Raw genomic sequence first — 14,388 nt, forward strand, 5'->3', positions numbered from 1 at the left:
GGCAGGCCGCTAGACCGGCACCCTGACCGTGAACGTGGTTCCTTCTCCCAGCGTGCTCCGCAACTGGATGCTGCCGCCATGTGCTTCAACAATGGCCTTGCTGATGGACAGGCCCAGCCCCACTCCGGGGATGGACGTGTTCCGCACGTTGCCGGTCCGGAAGAACTTCGTAAACACCTCGGCCTGGTCCTTCGCGCTCATTCCCATGCCTGTATCGCTGACCCGGCACACCAGGTCCGGTCCGTCCGAGTCCAGCGACACCACAACGTCGCCACCGTTTGGCGAGTACTTGATGGCATTGGACACGAGGTTGTCCAGGACCTGTGACATGCGCCCCGAATCGACGTGGGCATCCAGCCGGTCGGGGGCGTCGGCGACGAGCCGTACCTTGGCGGCAGCGGCGCGGGGGAGGGCGGCACTGACGCTGCCGCGCACGAGCTCGGCCACATTCACGGCCTGCGGGCTGACGATGAGTTGCCCGTTCCGGCTGGACAGCAAGTCCGATACAAGCCCCAACAGCCGCTGGGAGTTGCGGCGGATGATCATGAGCGCCTCACGGTGCGAATCGGGTACACCGTCGTGGTCGTCCAGCAGGAGCTCCACGTAGCCCAGGATCGAGGTCAGCGGAGTGCGGAATTCGTGGGAAACGTTGGCCACGAAGTCGTCCTTGGCGGCAAGGGCGTTGACCAGGTCGGTGACGTCGCTGAACACGATCACCGAGCCGGCGAAGGTGCCGTCCTGGTCCCGCATGGCGCGGGCGCTGGTGGTGATGGCCCGCTGGTCACTGCCGCTGCCAAGCCACACCAGATTGTCCGTGAAACTTTCGCCCATCACGGCGCGGCGGACCGGCCGCTCGTCGACCGGGACGGTGGTGGTCCGGTCCGCTCGGAACACCAGGAGCTGGGACTCGTTGGGGTCGCCGTTTCCCGCCGGCGCGGCGAGCCGGTGGTTCTCCCGCTGTTTGCGGTTCATCAGGATGTCGTGCCCGTCGGCGTCCACAGCCAGCACGCCCAGGTGAACCGTCTCCAGCACGGAATTCAGCAGTTCTTCCTGCCGTTTGCTCTCCTTGAGTGTGACCCGCAGCTGAGCGTCCTTCTCTTCCAGGTCCCGCTGCTGCCGGACCATGCTCAGCGTCAAGACGCTCACCGAGACACCGATCCCCAGCATCATCACCGGCAGCAGCAGGGTCCGCGCCAGGTCCTGCCCGGTGACGTCGCCGCGAAGGAACAACGGCACCCAGATAATGCCCAGGGGGCCGAGGAGCGAGACCAGCAGCGAAGCCCGGGGGTACAGCCCTGAGGCGCATAGCCAGATGACGGGAAAGACCGCCAACAGGCTGATGCCCGTCAGGCTCTCTTGCCCACCCTCCCGGCCCAGCGCGATCGAGATGAAGTCAAGGATGGGAATCACCAGGAAGCTGGTAAACGGCAACCGGTCCCAGGGAGTGAAGTAGCACAGCGCAAGGATCAGGACCTGCGTGGCCAGGAACGCGAGGAACAGGGGATTACCCAGTGTGACCGGAAAAAACAACAACATCAGGACGGCCGTGAGCGCCGCCGTGATGGACAGCGGCATCTGGCTCAGGGTGACACGTCCCCGCAGGGAGTACTCGTGAAACGGCCGGCGGAAGAACAGGATCCGGCCAGACTTGATGTCCCAGGTGACGTTGCCGCTCATGGCAAGCTAAATTTCGACGTGCGGTTTACTGGACGCATACCCCCACGATATCCGGCGGGCGCTATACTTCTGACGGTATCGAGCGGACTGAGGGGGCTGCGATGAGTGAATCACGTGTGGGTCTGGTTATCGAGGATGATCACGACATCCGTGAACTGGTGCGGGTTGTGCTTGTCCAGGCCGGGTTCGATGTCCAAGTGGCCAGTAGCGGGGCGGCCGGCGTGGTTGCCGCCAAGGAGCTCAATCCCGCAGTCATCACCCTGGACCTGGGCCTCCCTGACATTGACGGCTTTGAAGTCGCCCGCCAGATCAGGGAATTCTCCGACGCCTATATTGTGATGCTGACCGCGCGGGCGGAGGAACTGGACACCCTCATCGGCCTGGAATCGGGCGCGGACGACTACCTGACGAAGCCCTTCCGTCCCCGCGAACTGCGCGCACGAGTCGCCGCCATGATGCGCCGTCCGCGTTCGACGTCGGACTCCGCCTCCGGTGGCAAGGCACCTGCCGTGGCTGCCGGCAACGGCCGGACGCTGACGCACAACGGGCTTGAGTTCAGCTACGACGCGCGGACCGTGAGTGTGGACGGACGCGAATTGCATCTGACCCGCACCGAGTTCGACCTGCTGCACGCGCTTCTTGAGGCGGGCCGGATGGTGCGGACCAAATCCGAACTGGTGAAGCGGCTGCGCGACGAACCGTACGACGTCGGAGGCTACATCTCCGAGGCGGACGAGCGGTCCGTGGAAGTGCACATGGGTAACCTCCGCAAGAAGCTGGGCGACAGTCCGCAGAACCCGCGCTGGCTGCAGACTGTGCGCGGTGTGGGTTACCGCCTGGCTCCTGCCGAGCGCTGATACGCGGAGCTGGACCCGGGTGGCCGGGACTGCGGGCTGGGCCAGGCCGCTGCGGCGGGTGCTGGGTTAGGCCGCTGCGGCAGGTGCTGGGCTAGGCCGCTGCGGCGGCCGAGAGGCCGGCCACAGTCTGGTCGGTGCACGCGTCCATGCTTTCCAGGAGCGCGAGCTGAAGCCGGGGCGGATGCTCCGGCACGGCTTCCGGATGGGATTCCAAGTGCTTGAGGATGGTTTCGAGCTCATCCGCGAGCCGGCCCAGGTACGCCGCGCCCACCATCATGCTGGACGTTTTCACGCTCAGGACGGCGTCCATGGCTGCGTCGAGGTCCATGGCTTCCACGGCGTGGCGGAGCCGGTCGAGCCGCCGGGGCAACTGCTGGATGTAGCTGTTCACGAACACGGTGCAGTACTCGGCGTCGGGCTCGAGTTCACAGCGGAGTGTTTGCAGCACGGAGGGGTCGACGTACGGCTGGCCGGCGCCATCCTGTCCATCCATTGGACACCCCTTCCCTTGGGCCTGCACAACCGGGATAACGGGTGCGGGACACATCCTTGCCTCTTTTACAGTAGGGCTCCCACGGAGCTGGAATGCGCTTTCCGGAAAAATTTGCGCCAATCTTGATCGGGGAAGGCCGGTTGAGCTTTAGGATCGGGACAAGTGTCTGCCGGCACTGAACTGACCTGTGGCTTCTCAGGCCACCAGCCGATTGCGGGGACGCTGTGTTCAGGATAGTGAAAATGCTTGTTTCGGGCCTGGCGGTGGCACTGGGCCTCAGCTTGGCGGCCATTCAGCCCGTCCAGGCAGCACCGGCTGCCGCCCAGGTGTACCTGAACCCCAATACCGGGCCCGTCGGATCGGCGGTGACAGTGAGCGGAACAGGATTCAAGGCTTCCACCACGGGAACCGTGATAATAGGCTCCACCACGTTTTCCTTCAAGACGGCGGCAGCGGGCACCTTCAGCACCTCAATCACCATCCCCGAGGCGGCCACGGGGGCGTTGACCATTACAGCGAAAACCTCCTCCATCAAGTCCTCGGCAGTGTTCACCGTGACTTCTTCGGCCCCGGCCATTCCTCCGGTGAGCACGGCGGCGCTCCGCTTTGGGGCGGCCACGCCGGGCGGCCCGCTGGCTGGAGCCGAGCTGGACGAAGTGGCGCGGATATCGGGGGAGAGCCCGTCCACCGTGTTGTTCTACAAAGACTTCCTGCAGGCACCGCCCATCGCGGAGTTGAATGCAGTGCGGTCCCGCGGAGCCGTCCCCTTGATCACGTGGGAACCGTGGGCCTGGGGCGGCGGCCTGGCGCAGCCAGCGTACGCCCTGGACAGGATCGCCGCGGGCGACTTTGACGCCTACATAACGCAGTGGGGGCAGGCGCTGGCATCGTGGGGTCAGCCGGTCCAGCTACGGTTCGCCCACGAGATGAACGGCAACTGGTACCCGTGGGCGGAGGGTGTGAACGGCAACCAGCCCGGCGACTATGTACAGGCGTGGCGGCACGTGCACGACGTCGTTGCAGCAACCGGCGCCAGCAACGTGGACTGGGTATGGAGCCCGAACGTTCCGTACTTTGGCTCGACCGATCTTGCCGGACTGTTCCCGGGCGCCGGCTACGTGAACGTTGTTGCCCTCGACGGCTATAACTGGGGGACGTCGGCGTCGTGGAGCAGTTGGATGTCGCCGCAGGATCTCTTCGCGCCAGGCATTGCGAAATTGCGGACACTTGCGCCCGGACTCCCGATCCTGATCGCAGAGGTTGCGTCGGCCGAAGCCGGCGGCTCCAAAGCGCAGTGGAATACCGACCTGGTGAGCTATCTGGCAGCCCAGGCGGACGTGGAGGGATTCGTCTGGTTCCATATGCAGAAAGAAACGGACTGGCGCATCAACAGCAGCGACGCGTCGGCGGCAGCGTTCAACGCTGCGTTGGCAGCCCGCCGCGCGTCGTAGGGCGGTTTCTGGGGCGGGGTAGGGCCCGCGTCAGGCGAGGAACTGCTCCAGCTGTTCTTCCAGGGCAGAGGCGTTCTTGAGTTCGCATTCCCAGACGGTGAGTACTTTCCAGCCGGAGGCTTCCAGGAGCCGGCGCTGTTCGGCGTCGCGGTTCCTGGTGCGGGTCCGTTTCGCCTCCCAGAACTCCGCGTTCGCCTTGGGAGCGTGTTGCCCGGCCTTGCAGTCGTGGAAATGCCAGAAACAGCCGTTGACGAAGATGACCTTATGCCGCCCCGCGAACACCAGGTCCGGATTGCCCGGGAGTTTGCCGCCGCGGGCGCTGCCGTGCAACCGGTAGCGGTAGCCCTTGGCGTGCAGGAGGCTCCGCACGAGCAGCTCCGGTTTGGTGTTCTTGCCCCGGATCCTGGACATGTTCCAGCTGCGCCGTTCGGGAGTCAGCTGGTCAGCCATGAATTAAGTTTAGGCGGCTGCCGTCCCTAGATTTCGCGCTCCGGATGTTCCCCGAACTGGAAGTGCCGTCCGCTGACCGCAACCGGCTCGATCTCAACGTAGAAGTCCTTCAGCGTGGGCACCCAAGGCTTCAAGCCGAGCGATTCCGCCACCGCGATGTCGGCCGACTGGTCCAGGACCCGCGCTGTTCCGCGAAGCACCACGGACCAGGCCTCGTCTGACATGATGCCGTCCGTCTCAAAGAGGACTTTGGCGTTGATGGTCAGCTCTGCAAGCTTGTTCCCCGGAGCTGTCCGGAGATACAGCTTGCGGCCGCCCACGGCGTAGTTGACCGGGAAGATATCCGGTTCGCCGCCCACGGTCACAACCAGCCGGCCGTGCTTGGTGCCCTCCAGGAGCTTCCACGACTGGTCATCGTCAAGGTTCAGAATGGGATTGCCGTCTTCGTGTGTGAACATCATGAGCCCTATTGTTCAGCCGGCGGCAGGCGATGGCCAGTGTCTTAAGGACGCATTCTCATTACGGTGACGCCGTGCCGGGAGCATTCTGCGGTCCAGCCGAGCGGTGTCACCTGCACCTTCATGCGGCGCCGGCAGGCGGCGCAGTAGCGCGGCGGTTCCAGCGTGAGCCGCTCACCGCAGCGGAGGTGAACGTCCGACGTCGGGCCGGCGCCGCCGTCGGACGGCTCGCCGCAGTGTCCGCAATACTGTGCCGGATCGCTGGTTGGGCTGGTGGAAACCCCGGTGGTTGAGTTCGTCTGCACGGCGGTCATAGTGTCTTTTGGAGTTCCTTGATGGGCATGTTCAGCTCCACGAGGAGGTTGAGGTCGGCGGTGGCGGGGCGGCCGAGGGTGGTGAGGTAGTTGCCGACGATGACGGCGTTGATGCCGCCGAGGAGGCCTTCGCGGGTGCCGAGGTCGCCGAGGGTCAGTTCCCGGCCGCCGGCGTAGCGCAGCACGGTGCGGGGCATGGCGAGGCGGAACGCGGCAATCGCGCGGAGGGCGTCCTTGCCGTCCATGATGCCCTGGTTTTCCAGCGGGGTGCCGGGGCGGGGGTTGAGGAAGTTCAGCGGGACTTCGTGGGGTTCGAGGGCTGCGAGCTGGGCTGCGAGTTCGGCCCGCTGTTCGAGGGTTTCGCCCATGCCGATCAGGGCGCCGCAGCACAGTTCCATGCCGGCGGCCTTGACCATGTTGCAGGTCTCGAGGCGTTCTTCGTAGCTGTGGGTGGTGACGACTTCGGGGAAGTAGCTGCGGGCGGTTTCGAGGTTGTGGTTGTAGCGGTGCACGCCCCATTCGGCGAGCTGTTCCACTTGGCGCTGGGTGAGCATGCCCAGGGAGCAGGCGATGTTGATGTCCACGGCTTCGTTGATGCGGTCGATCGCGAACTTGATCTGGTTCATGAGTTTGATGTCGGGGCCGCGGACGGCGGCGACGATGCAGAACTCGGTGGCCCCCGTCGCGGCGGTTTCCTTGGCGGCTTTGACGAGTTCGGGAATGTCGAGCCAGACGCCTCTTACCGGGCTGTCAAAGAGGCCGGACTGGCTGCAGAAGTGGCAGTCCTCGGGGCAACCGCCGGTCTTGATCGAGATGATGCCTTCCACTTCGACGTCCTCCCCGCAGTGCTTGAGGCGCACTTCGTGGGCCAGCTGCAGCGCGGCGGGAAGGGCGGCGTCCGGGAGGCGGAGGATCTCTTCGAGCTGCGGCTGGGTCAGGCCGATGCCGTCTTCGAGGACCTGACGGCGGGCGGTTTCAAGGATTTTCGCGCTTGTTTCGTCGATGGTTGGAACGGCTGCCTGAATCGTCATTGAGGGGTCCTTTTCGCGGGGACGGCTGGTCGCCTCTGACGCTAGTTTGGCTTTTTGTTGGCTTTTTTGTGGGAAGTAAACAAAGAGCAGGCGCTGAACTTGGGCAGCTGTTTTCGGGGTGGAGTCTGGGCGGTGTGACTTCCTAACGGAAGCAGCGGGTGATACACCGGAGGCTGTGGATAACTTTGAGCGCCAAAGTGTGACCTCAGTTACCCTTTAACCATCGTCCGGATTTATTGCGGGCGTTCGGACGTCTTGAAACTATCGGGGGAATAGCTGCCCATGACATCTCGTACTTTGCCTTCCGCACGGTTGCGCTATTCCGCCGCTGCAGTTTTTGTCGCTTCTGTCCTGGTTTTGTCGGCGTGCAACGGGGGCGGCACTACGCCCGGGAATGAGGGTACGTCGGCGTCCGCCTCGGCTTCCGCTTCTGCCTCGTCCACGCCAAGCCCGACGCCGACTCCCACCGCGGCCTACAAGCCCGCCGACGCCAAGGGAAAAGCCCAGAACGTTCCCGTTCCGGTGCTGCCCGAAGCCGCCAAGGCGGAGACGAAGGAAGGGCTGGAAGCTTTCGCTCACTATTGGTACTCGACGCTTAGCTATGCCTACGAGACCGGCGACACGTCTGTAATGGATGAAATTACTATGACCGGCTGCGCCAACTGCGAAGAGGCAAGAAAGGTCATAGCTAACTGGAACTCAGGTGGCCGATGGCTTGAGGGCGGCAAGATCACAACCCCGGCGATTGAAACGACCTTCAAAGTGGCTTCGGATGGAAACTATCAGGTGATAGTTCAAGTCCAGCAAACGGAAATTCGGGCTTACAAATCAGATGGCTCTCAGTCGGACAGTGTGATTCCTGCTTCGGATGTCGCTCAGATTTTTATGGCCAATAGGTCCCCTAATGGCTGGCAGCTTGCCGACGTGCAACGTCTCAACGGTTAGCCGAATCCATGACAGGGGGAGCGTGGACGAAGAGACTTATTGTTTCCGTGCTGCTAGCGGCAATGGCCCATGTCGCCACATACACGCCGCTAGCGGCGTCCGAGGGATCTGATGAGGGGCCACTAGCGGGCTTCGCCCCTGGCGGCGTTGATGTCGGAGGATCTAAGACAATCTGGGTGGTCGACCCAGAAACTGGAACCTACGTTCCATCTACGACCGGAATCGCAACTGACCCCAACCAGTACAAATACGAACTCCAGTGCCACTTAGGCGGCGCCGATTTCGATACACCCTGTTTAGCCCGGCAGTTGGAATGCAAGAACGGCCCCGATGGCAAGGACGGCATCCCCGTCGTCTGGCTCAAAGCCCCGAAGGGCGTGGAGAACCCCGCCTGGACGTTCCATTCAGGCCCCACCTGCCTTTTCGATCCGCGACCCGAGGACCTGCTTCCGCGCATTGCGGCATTGATTCAGAACGAGTTCCAGAAGCTTCCCGTGGCCGCAGGAACCGTCACGGCGCAACCGAGCCCGCATACCCTTCGCGGAGCCGAGACGAATTTCTTCACGGACTCGGCAGAGCAGACTTTCGACATCACCATCCTGGCCCAGAAGGTGCACGTCGTGGCGACCCCGGCCCAATACACCTGGAGCTACGGCGACGGAACAACACTTGGCCCCCAGCAATCCGCAGGCGGCCCGCTGCCACAGGACCGCTGGGGTGAAAGGACCCGCACCAGCCACGTCTACACGCAGACCGGCGACTTCCAAGTGGTGCTCACGACGCACTTCCAGGGAACTTACTCCGTCAACAACGGCCCGCCACTGCCAATCCCTGGTCAAGGCCAGTTCAGTTCGCCGCCTCAGACCATCAGTGTGTGGCGTTCCATCACCCGCAACTACGCCGACGACTGCATCAAAAACCCGCAAGGCCAAGGCTGCCCGGGAGCCGCGCCGCCTACCCCCTAGCCGGCCACCTCCTGGCTAGACCAACCCCTAGCCAGCCCAGTCCGCCCCCCGTCTAGGACTGCAGTTCCCGGTCGACCCGCTCCATCCGGGCCCGGACCAGCTGAAAGCGAGGATCGCCGGGCCCGATCAAGCTGGCAATGGCCGCCGCGCCTTCGGTATCTGACGCACCCATGTCGCTGGCACACCACTGCATGATGAGTTGCGCGTCGCCGCTGGAGCGGACCGACGCGCCCACGGCCTCATTCAGCTCGTCCCGCATCAGCTCGATGGACAGGTTCACCGAACGGTTGAGCAGCTTCGCAGGGTAGGCGCCCAGTGCCTGGGCCACCCGGCCTTCCCTCAGGTGGCCGGCAACGACCGATGCGTCCGTGACCACATGAACTGCCGACGAGAAGCGGTACGGGTTTGGTTCCACCACGTTGCCGAGGATCCCGCGGATTCGATGCATCTCGGTCCGGATAGCCGTGGCCGCGCCGTCCTCGCCGTGCAATCGGTACGCCAGCTCATCGGCACTCCACCCCTGGGACCTGGATGCGAGCAGGGCCAGGATCTCTGCACGGCGCAGCGTCAGCGGAAGGCGGGTGCCGCCGTCGAGCTCGGCGCTGGGAGCGTCACCCAGCAACCTCAGCATCAGCGTCGAACGTACCCCGCCCGTATGCGTGCCGCCGATCTGCTCCCGGGCCGCCGGAGCGCCGGCAGACTTCAACAACTCCTCCGCCAGCCGCACCCCGCAGCGCACCATGCGGAGGCTGTCCGGTGTCACCGATTCGAAGGGGCCGGAAACATCGAGTACTCCCACCACTTCGCCCGTGAACGGGTCGCGGATGGGTGCAGCCGTGCACGCCCAGTCGTGATGCGTGCGCACCAGGTGTTCGGCGGAGAATAACTGCGCCGGCGCGCCGGTCACGAGGGCCTCGCTGATGGCGTTGGTCCCGACGCCGGATTCGGACCAGTCGGCGCCCTCCACAAACTCGAGCGAGTCGGCCAGCCTCAGCGCTTGCCGGCTGCCCACCCGCCACAGCACCTCACCCTGCCGGTCCGTGACGATCAGCAGGTGGCGCCCCGCCGACGACTCGTCTGCCAGCAGCTGGGACAACGCCGGCATCACGGTGGCCAACCGGTGCCCGGCGCTGAGCGAGCGTGCCTCGGATACGTCGTGCCGGTGAACCGGCCTGTGTTGATCAGGGTCGATGCCCAGCGCCAGCGAACGCTGCCAGGACTTGATCAGTCCCGGAGAAATTGAGGGATCGGGGTTGCCCGAAATGGTGGCTTCGTGGGCTTTGCGCAGCGTGCGCGCATACTCCGCCGGAGCAGTAAACCGCAGGTCGCGAAGATGGGTGATCGCGCCGGTGCCCGTCCGCATCCGCAATCTCCCAACTCGTCTTCGAATCGTGCTCGGACCGCCCGAAGAAATCGGGGAGGAGGCCGTGTCACTCGATTGTAACCCTAGGGGGCTTTTACTTGTGATGCGGGTCACGGCCGGGCGGGGCGACAAAACCGGTCGCGGCCCACCGCAAGCAACGGAAAGAGGAATCATGCCTGAGACACCAAACGGCATCGTGGAGGCCTGGCTGGCGCAGTTCGATGAGGCGCTGCGCAGCAAGGACACCGACGCCGCAGTACAGCTGTTTGAAGACGAACCCTATTGGCGCGACTTTGTATCCTTCACCTGGAACCTCAAGACGCTCGAGGGCAGGGCCGAGATCAAACGCATGCTGGATGCCACGCTCGCGGACGTTCAGCCCACTAACTGGGCGCTCGCCGAGGATGCCACCGGGGACGCAGCGAACACCGAGGCCTGGGTGGACTTCGAAACCTCCCAGGCGCGGGGCTACGCCCACTTGCGTCTCCGCGACGGCAAGTGCTGGACGCTTCTCACCACCATGAAAGAGCTGAAGGGCTTCGAGGAGAAAAAGGGCCCCAACCGCGAGAAGGGTGTGGCGCACCAGATCAGCAAGGGCCGTAAATCGTGGCTGGAACTCAAGGAGGAGGAGGAAGCCCGCCTGGGATACGAAGACCAGCCATACACCGTGATCATCGGCGGAGGCCAAGGCGGCATTGGACTCGGCGCACGGCTGCGACGGCTGGGTGTGCCCACCATCATCATCGAGAAGAACGAAAAACCCGGCGACTCCTGGCGGAACCGGTACAAGTCCCTCCACCTGCACGATCCCGTCTGGTACGACCACCTTCCCTACATGAAGTTCCCTGATGACTGGCCCGTTTTCGCGGCCAAGGACAAGATCGGCGACTGGCTCGAGAACTACACCCGGATCATGGAACTCAACTACTGGTCCAAGACCGAGTGCACCAACGCCCGCTTCGATGAAGCGTCCCAGGAGTGGATCGTGCAGGTAATGCGCGACGGCGAACCGGTCACCTTGCGTCCCAAGCAGCTGGTCTTCGCCCTGGGCGTCTCCGGATATCCGAACGTTCCAACGTTCGACGGTGCCGAGTCCTTCCTGGGACAGCAGTACCACTCGTCCAAGCACCCGGGCGGCGGAGACTGGACCGGCAAGAAGGCCGTGGTGATCGGGTCCAACAACTCGGCGCACGACATCTGCGCCGACCTGTGGGAACACGGCGCGGAGGTCACCATGGTCCAGCGGTCGTCAACACACATTGCCCGGAGCGAGTCACTCATGGACCTGGCCCTTGGCGACCTGTATTCGGAGAAGGCGTTAGCCAACGGTGTCACCACGGAGAAGGCCGATCTCCTCTTCGCGTCCTTGCCGTACCGGATCCTGCCCGAAGCCCAAATCCCCGTTTACGAGGAAATGGCCAGGCGCGACGCCGACTTCTACTCGCAGCTTGAGGCTGCCGGTTTCGACCTGGACTTCGGGGTGGACGGTTCGGGCCTGTTCCTCAAGTACCTGAGGCGCGGCTCGGGCTACTACATCGACGTCGGCGCCTCCCAACTGATCATTGACGGCCGGGTCAAGCTCGCTAACGGGCAAGTCACCAAAATCACCGGGAACGCCGTGGTCATGGACAGCGGAGCGGAGCTCGAAGCCGACGTCATCATCTATGCCACCGGCTACGGATCCATGAACGGCTGGCTGGCCGACCTCGTCTCACCCGAGGTGGCTGACGCCGTCGGCAAATGCTGGGGCTTCGGCTCGGACACGCCCAAGGACCCAGGGCCGTGGGAGGGGGAGCTGCGCAACATGTGGAAGCCCACCAACGTTGAGAATCTCTGGATTCACGGCGGCAACCTGCACCAGAGCCGCCACTATTCCAACTACCTCGCCCTGCAGCTCAAGGCGCGGATGGAGGGACTGCCCACGCCGGTTTACGAGCTCCAGCCCACACACCACACGCGCTGACCAAACTGAGCAGGGGGGCCGTGACAACCACAGTTCCCCGGGACCACACTGGGGTGACGGACCCCTGCTGTGACAGTCCAACGACATGCCGTGGATGCGCCTGACCGGGTGCATCCACGGCCCCGTAAGCGAAGGAAAACACCATGAAAGCAGCACGTTTCCACGCCCGCGAAGATCTCCGGATCGAAGACGTTCCGGAGCCGGAACTGCGGCCCGGTGCCGTGAAGATCGCCGTCGCCTGGTGCGGTATCTGCGGTACGGACCTCCACGAATTCCTGGAAGGCCCCATCTTCACCCCGCCGCCCGGACACCCCCACGGGCTCTCCCACGAGGAAGCCCCGGTCACCCTGGGACATGAGTTCTCCGGAACGGTTGAGGAACTGGGCGACGGCGTTACCGGCCTGTCCGTCGGAGACAGCGTGGTGGTGGAGCCCTACTTCGTTTGTGACGAGTGCGGTCCGTGCCGGGCGGGCAACTACAACCTGTGCACCAAGCTGGGCTTCATCGGGCTTGCCGGCGGCGGCGGGGGACTCAGCGAAAAGATCGTGGTTGATACGCGCTGGGTCCACCCGGTCGGCGATATTCCGCTCGACGAAGCCGCGCTCATCGAACCCCTCGCCGTGGCCTATCACGCAGTGGGCCGAAGCGACGTCAAAGCCGGGGACGTCGCCGTCGTCGGCGGTGCGGGTCCCATCGGGCTGCTCACGGCGGCGGTCCTGAAAGGGCTGGGAGTCACCACTGTGGTGACCGAACTGTCCGCCGCGCGCAAAGAAAAAGCCACGTCATCCGGCGTCGCGGATCATGTACTCGACCCCAGCGCCGTCGACGTCAAGGCACGGGTGCTGGAACTGACCGGGGGAGCAGGGGCGGACGCAGCGTTCGAATGCGCCGGTGTGAATGCGGTGCTGGACACTATGCTCGACGTCGTGAAGCCCGCAGGTGTGGTGGTCAACGTGTCCATCTGGGGACGCCCGGCCACCGTGGACATGCAGAAGATCGTCCTCAAGGAGATCGACCTGCGCGGAACGATTGCCTACCGCGGCGACCACGCGGCCGCCATCAAACTTGTCCAGGATGGAAAAGTCGACCTCAAACCCTTCATCACGGGACGGATTGCCCTGGACGATCTCGTGGACAAGGGCTTCGACACCTTGATCCACCACAACGACACGGCGGTGAAAATCATCGTGCATCCGTAGTGATCCGAGTCTCATCCGGAATAGTTGCAGGCGCCTCGCAGTTGGGCTCAGTGGACCCAATCCGCTTTGAAAGGAACTGCGCATGCTGTTTTCCCCGTTGACTCTCGGCGAGCTCGAACTGCCCAACCGCCTGGTGATGGCCCCGCTTACCCGTCTCCGCTCCGGCGAAGCGGGGGTACCCGCCCCCATCGTTGTCGAGCACTACCGCCAGCGCGCCTCGCTTGGCCTGATCGTCAGCGAAGGCACGTACCCGAGCCCTGCAGGACGCTCCTACCCGGGGCAGCCAGGCATCGTCACGCCCGAGCAGATTGCCGGCTGGAAAACGGTCACGGACGCCGTGCATGCCGAAGGCGGTCGGATCTTCGCGCAGATCATGCACGGTGGCCGGGTTTCGCACGAGGACATCAACGGCGGCCACCAGGTGGTCGCGCCGAGTGCCATCGCCGTTGAGGCAGAGTCCCGCACGTACAAGGGCAAGCAGCCACACCCCGTGCCGCACGCCCTGACCACCGCTGAGCTGCCCGGCGTCCTCCAGGAAATTGTCCAGGGATCGCTGAACGCGATCGAGGCAGGGTTCGACGGCGTTGAGCTGCACTCCGCCAACGGTTACCTGCTGCACGAATTCCTTGCGCCGTCGTCGAACCAGCGCGACGACATCTATGGCGGCTCACCCGAGAACCGGGCGCGCTTCGTCATCGAGGTTGTGCAGGCAGTGGTTGCGGCCATCGGTGCCGACCGCGTCGGCATCCGGATCTCGCCCGAGCACAACGTCCAGGGTGCCCTCGAAACGGATGCCGCGGACGTCCGCGCAACGTACTCCCGGTTGGTGGACGCCATCTCGCCGCTGAACCTGGCCTACCTGAGCATCCTGCACAAGGAGCCCGCCGGCGACCTGGTCCAGTACCTGCGTTCCCGGTTCAACGGACCCTTCCTGGTCAACACCGGCTTCGGCGTGATCACCACCCGCGAAGAGGCCATCGCACTGGTTGCCGACGGCCATGCCGACGCCGTGGTGGTGGGCCGTCCTGCCATCGCCAACCCCGACCTTGTGCGCCGCTGGCGAGAAGACCTGCCGGTCAACGAACCGAACCAGGCCACGTTCTACGCCGACGGAGCCGAAGGCTACACGGACTACCCGTTCTACGAGGAGTCCGCGAACTAGCCACTTCGGGTCCCCGGGCCCTGGCATAACAGACTGGTACCACAGGCGGGCGCAACCCCT

General features: G+C 64.3%; 14 protein-coding genes. 7 read left to right on the forward strand and 7 right to left on the reverse strand.

Going from position 1 to position 14,388, the window contains the following annotated elements; genetic code table 11:
- Window positions 1-9: 9 nt before the first annotated feature.
- A complete protein-coding gene (locus BS38_RS0118105) occupies window positions 10-1,677 on the reverse strand; it encodes a sensor histidine kinase (protein ID WP_028272081.1) in 1,668 nt (555 codons plus the stop codon).
- 101 nt (window positions 1,678-1,778) lie between these two features.
- On the opposite strand from BS38_RS0118105, the gene BS38_RS0118110 reads away from it, so the two are divergent.
- Window positions 1,779-2,534: a response regulator transcription factor gene (locus BS38_RS0118110; RefSeq protein ID WP_028272082.1), complete on the forward strand. Its 756-nt coding sequence runs from the start codon at window positions 1,779-1,781 to the stop codon at window positions 2,532-2,534.
- 91 nt (window positions 2,535-2,625) lie between these two features.
- On the opposite strand, the gene BS38_RS0118115 is transcribed toward BS38_RS0118110, so the two are convergent.
- Window positions 2,626-3,027 carry an Hpt domain-containing protein gene (locus BS38_RS0118115; protein WP_028272083.1) on the reverse strand — a complete coding sequence of 134 codons (402 nt, stop codon included), beginning with the start codon at window positions 3,025-3,027 and terminating at the stop codon, window positions 2,626-2,628.
- A gap of 242 nt (window positions 3,028-3,269) precedes the next feature.
- Here BS38_RS0118115 and BS38_RS0118120 point away from each other — a divergent pair, with 242 nt between their 5' ends.
- Entirely contained in the window at window positions 3,270-4,478 is a 1,209-nt protein-coding gene (locus BS38_RS0118120) for a glycosyl hydrolase (RefSeq protein WP_043439180.1), read from the forward strand.
- Between the two features lie 30 nt (window positions 4,479-4,508).
- Here BS38_RS0118120 and BS38_RS0118125 read toward each other — a convergent pair whose 3' ends face one another.
- The 4 genes from BS38_RS0118125 to bioB are packed head-to-tail and all read right to left on the reverse strand — an operon-like array spanning window position 4,509 to window position 6,731.
- The gene (locus tag BS38_RS0118125; protein WP_028272085.1) at window positions 4,509-4,928 is read right to left on the reverse strand and encodes a very short patch repair endonuclease; all 420 of its coding nucleotides are present in this window, start codon (window positions 4,926-4,928) and stop codon (window positions 4,509-4,511) included.
- A gap of 26 nt (window positions 4,929-4,954) precedes the next feature.
- Window positions 4,955-5,389, reverse strand: a complete 435-nt coding sequence (locus tag BS38_RS0118130; RefSeq protein WP_028272086.1) for a pyridoxamine 5'-phosphate oxidase family protein — start codon at window positions 5,387-5,389, stop codon at window positions 4,955-4,957.
- A gap of 41 nt (window positions 5,390-5,430) precedes the next feature.
- Window positions 5,431-5,700 carry a biotin synthase auxiliary protein BsaP gene (gene bsaP / locus BS38_RS0118135; protein WP_028272087.1) on the reverse strand — a complete coding sequence of 90 codons (270 nt, stop codon included), beginning with the start codon at window positions 5,698-5,700 and terminating at the stop codon, window positions 5,431-5,433.
- The gene (gene bioB, locus BS38_RS0118140; protein WP_028272088.1) at window positions 5,697-6,731 is read right to left on the reverse strand and encodes a biotin synthase BioB; all 1,035 of its coding nucleotides are present in this window, start codon (window positions 6,729-6,731) and stop codon (window positions 5,697-5,699) included. Before bioB ends, bsaP begins: the two co-directional genes overlap by 4 nt.
- A gap of 282 nt (window positions 6,732-7,013) precedes the next feature.
- Here bioB and BS38_RS27200 point away from each other — a divergent pair, with 282 nt between their 5' ends.
- Both BS38_RS27200 and BS38_RS27205 read left to right on the forward strand, forming a co-directional pair.
- Window positions 7,014-7,676: a DUF6318 family protein gene (locus tag BS38_RS27200; protein ID WP_028272089.1), complete on the forward strand. Its 663-nt coding sequence runs from the start codon at window positions 7,014-7,016 to the stop codon at window positions 7,674-7,676.
- A 308-nt stretch (window positions 7,677-7,984) separates the two neighbouring features.
- Entirely contained in the window at window positions 7,985-8,641 is a 657-nt protein-coding gene (locus tag BS38_RS27205; RefSeq protein ID WP_231511323.1) for a hypothetical protein, read from the forward strand.
- Between the two features lie 52 nt (window positions 8,642-8,693).
- On the opposite strand, the gene BS38_RS0118155 is transcribed toward BS38_RS27205, so the two are convergent.
- A complete protein-coding gene (locus BS38_RS0118155; protein ID WP_028272090.1) occupies window positions 8,694-10,004 on the reverse strand; it encodes a helix-turn-helix domain-containing protein in 1,311 nt (436 codons plus the stop codon).
- A 172-nt stretch (window positions 10,005-10,176) separates the two neighbouring features.
- On the opposite strand from BS38_RS0118155, the gene BS38_RS0118160 reads away from it, so the two are divergent.
- From BS38_RS0118160 to BS38_RS0118170, 3 genes are all read left to right on the forward strand, one after another.
- On the forward strand, window positions 10,177-11,967 hold the full coding sequence (locus BS38_RS0118160) for an NAD(P)/FAD-dependent oxidoreductase (protein ID WP_028272091.1): 1,791 nt from the start codon (window positions 10,177-10,179) through the stop codon (window positions 11,965-11,967).
- Between the two features lie 143 nt (window positions 11,968-12,110).
- Complete coding sequence (locus BS38_RS0118165; protein ID WP_028272092.1) at window positions 12,111-13,166, forward strand: 2,3-butanediol dehydrogenase; 1,056 nt, start codon at window positions 12,111-12,113, stop codon at window positions 13,164-13,166.
- Window positions 13,167-13,248: 82 nt separating this feature from the next.
- Window positions 13,249-14,328 (forward strand): alkene reductase, encoded by a 1,080-nt coding sequence (locus BS38_RS0118170; protein ID WP_028272093.1) that lies wholly within the window; start codon window positions 13,249-13,251, stop codon window positions 14,326-14,328.
- Window positions 14,329-14,388: the final 60 nt, after the last annotated feature.

The sequence above is a fragment of the Arthrobacter sp. UNC362MFTsu5.1 genome (assembly GCF_000685965.1).
GTDB lineage: Bacteria > Actinomycetota > Actinomycetes > Actinomycetales > Micrococcaceae > Arthrobacter.

What these genes read in the sequence shown, in the direction of transcription:
- BS38_RS0118105 (WP_028272081.1), bottom strand. Translation starts at nt 1,677, where the DNA reads ATGAGCGGCAACGTCACCTGGGACATCAAGTCTGGCCGGATCCTGTTC.
- BS38_RS0118110 (WP_028272082.1), top strand. Translation starts at nt 1,779, where the DNA reads ATGAGTGAATCACGTGTGGGTCTGGTTATCGAGGATGATCACGACATC.
- BS38_RS0118115 (WP_028272083.1), bottom strand. Translation starts at nt 3,027, where the DNA reads ATGGATGGACAGGATGGCGCCGGCCAGCCGTACGTCGACCCCTCCGTG.
- BS38_RS0118120 (WP_043439180.1), top strand. Translation starts at nt 3,270, where the DNA reads ATGCTTGTTTCGGGCCTGGCGGTGGCACTGGGCCTCAGCTTGGCGGCC.
- BS38_RS0118125 (WP_028272085.1), bottom strand. Translation starts at nt 4,928, where the DNA reads ATGGCTGACCAGCTGACTCCCGAACGGCGCAGCTGGAACATGTCCAGG.
- BS38_RS0118130 (WP_028272086.1), bottom strand. Translation starts at nt 5,389, where the DNA reads ATGATGTTCACACACGAAGACGGCAATCCCATTCTGAACCTTGACGAT.
- bsaP (WP_028272087.1), bottom strand. Translation starts at nt 5,700, where the DNA reads ATGACCGCCGTGCAGACGAACTCAACCACCGGGGTTTCCACCAGCCCA.
- bioB (WP_028272088.1), bottom strand. Translation starts at nt 6,731, where the DNA reads ATGACGATTCAGGCAGCCGTTCCAACCATCGACGAAACAAGCGCGAAA.
- BS38_RS27200 (WP_028272089.1), top strand. Translation starts at nt 7,014, where the DNA reads ATGACATCTCGTACTTTGCCTTCCGCACGGTTGCGCTATTCCGCCGCT.
- BS38_RS0118155 (WP_028272090.1), bottom strand. Translation starts at nt 10,004, where the DNA reads ATGCGGACGGGCACCGGCGCGATCACCCATCTTCGCGACCTGCGGTTT.
- BS38_RS0118160 (WP_028272091.1), top strand. Translation starts at nt 10,177, where the DNA reads ATGCCTGAGACACCAAACGGCATCGTGGAGGCCTGGCTGGCGCAGTTC.
- BS38_RS0118165 (WP_028272092.1), top strand. Translation starts at nt 12,111, where the DNA reads ATGAAAGCAGCACGTTTCCACGCCCGCGAAGATCTCCGGATCGAAGAC.
- BS38_RS0118170 (WP_028272093.1), top strand. Translation starts at nt 13,249, where the DNA reads ATGCTGTTTTCCCCGTTGACTCTCGGCGAGCTCGAACTGCCCAACCGC.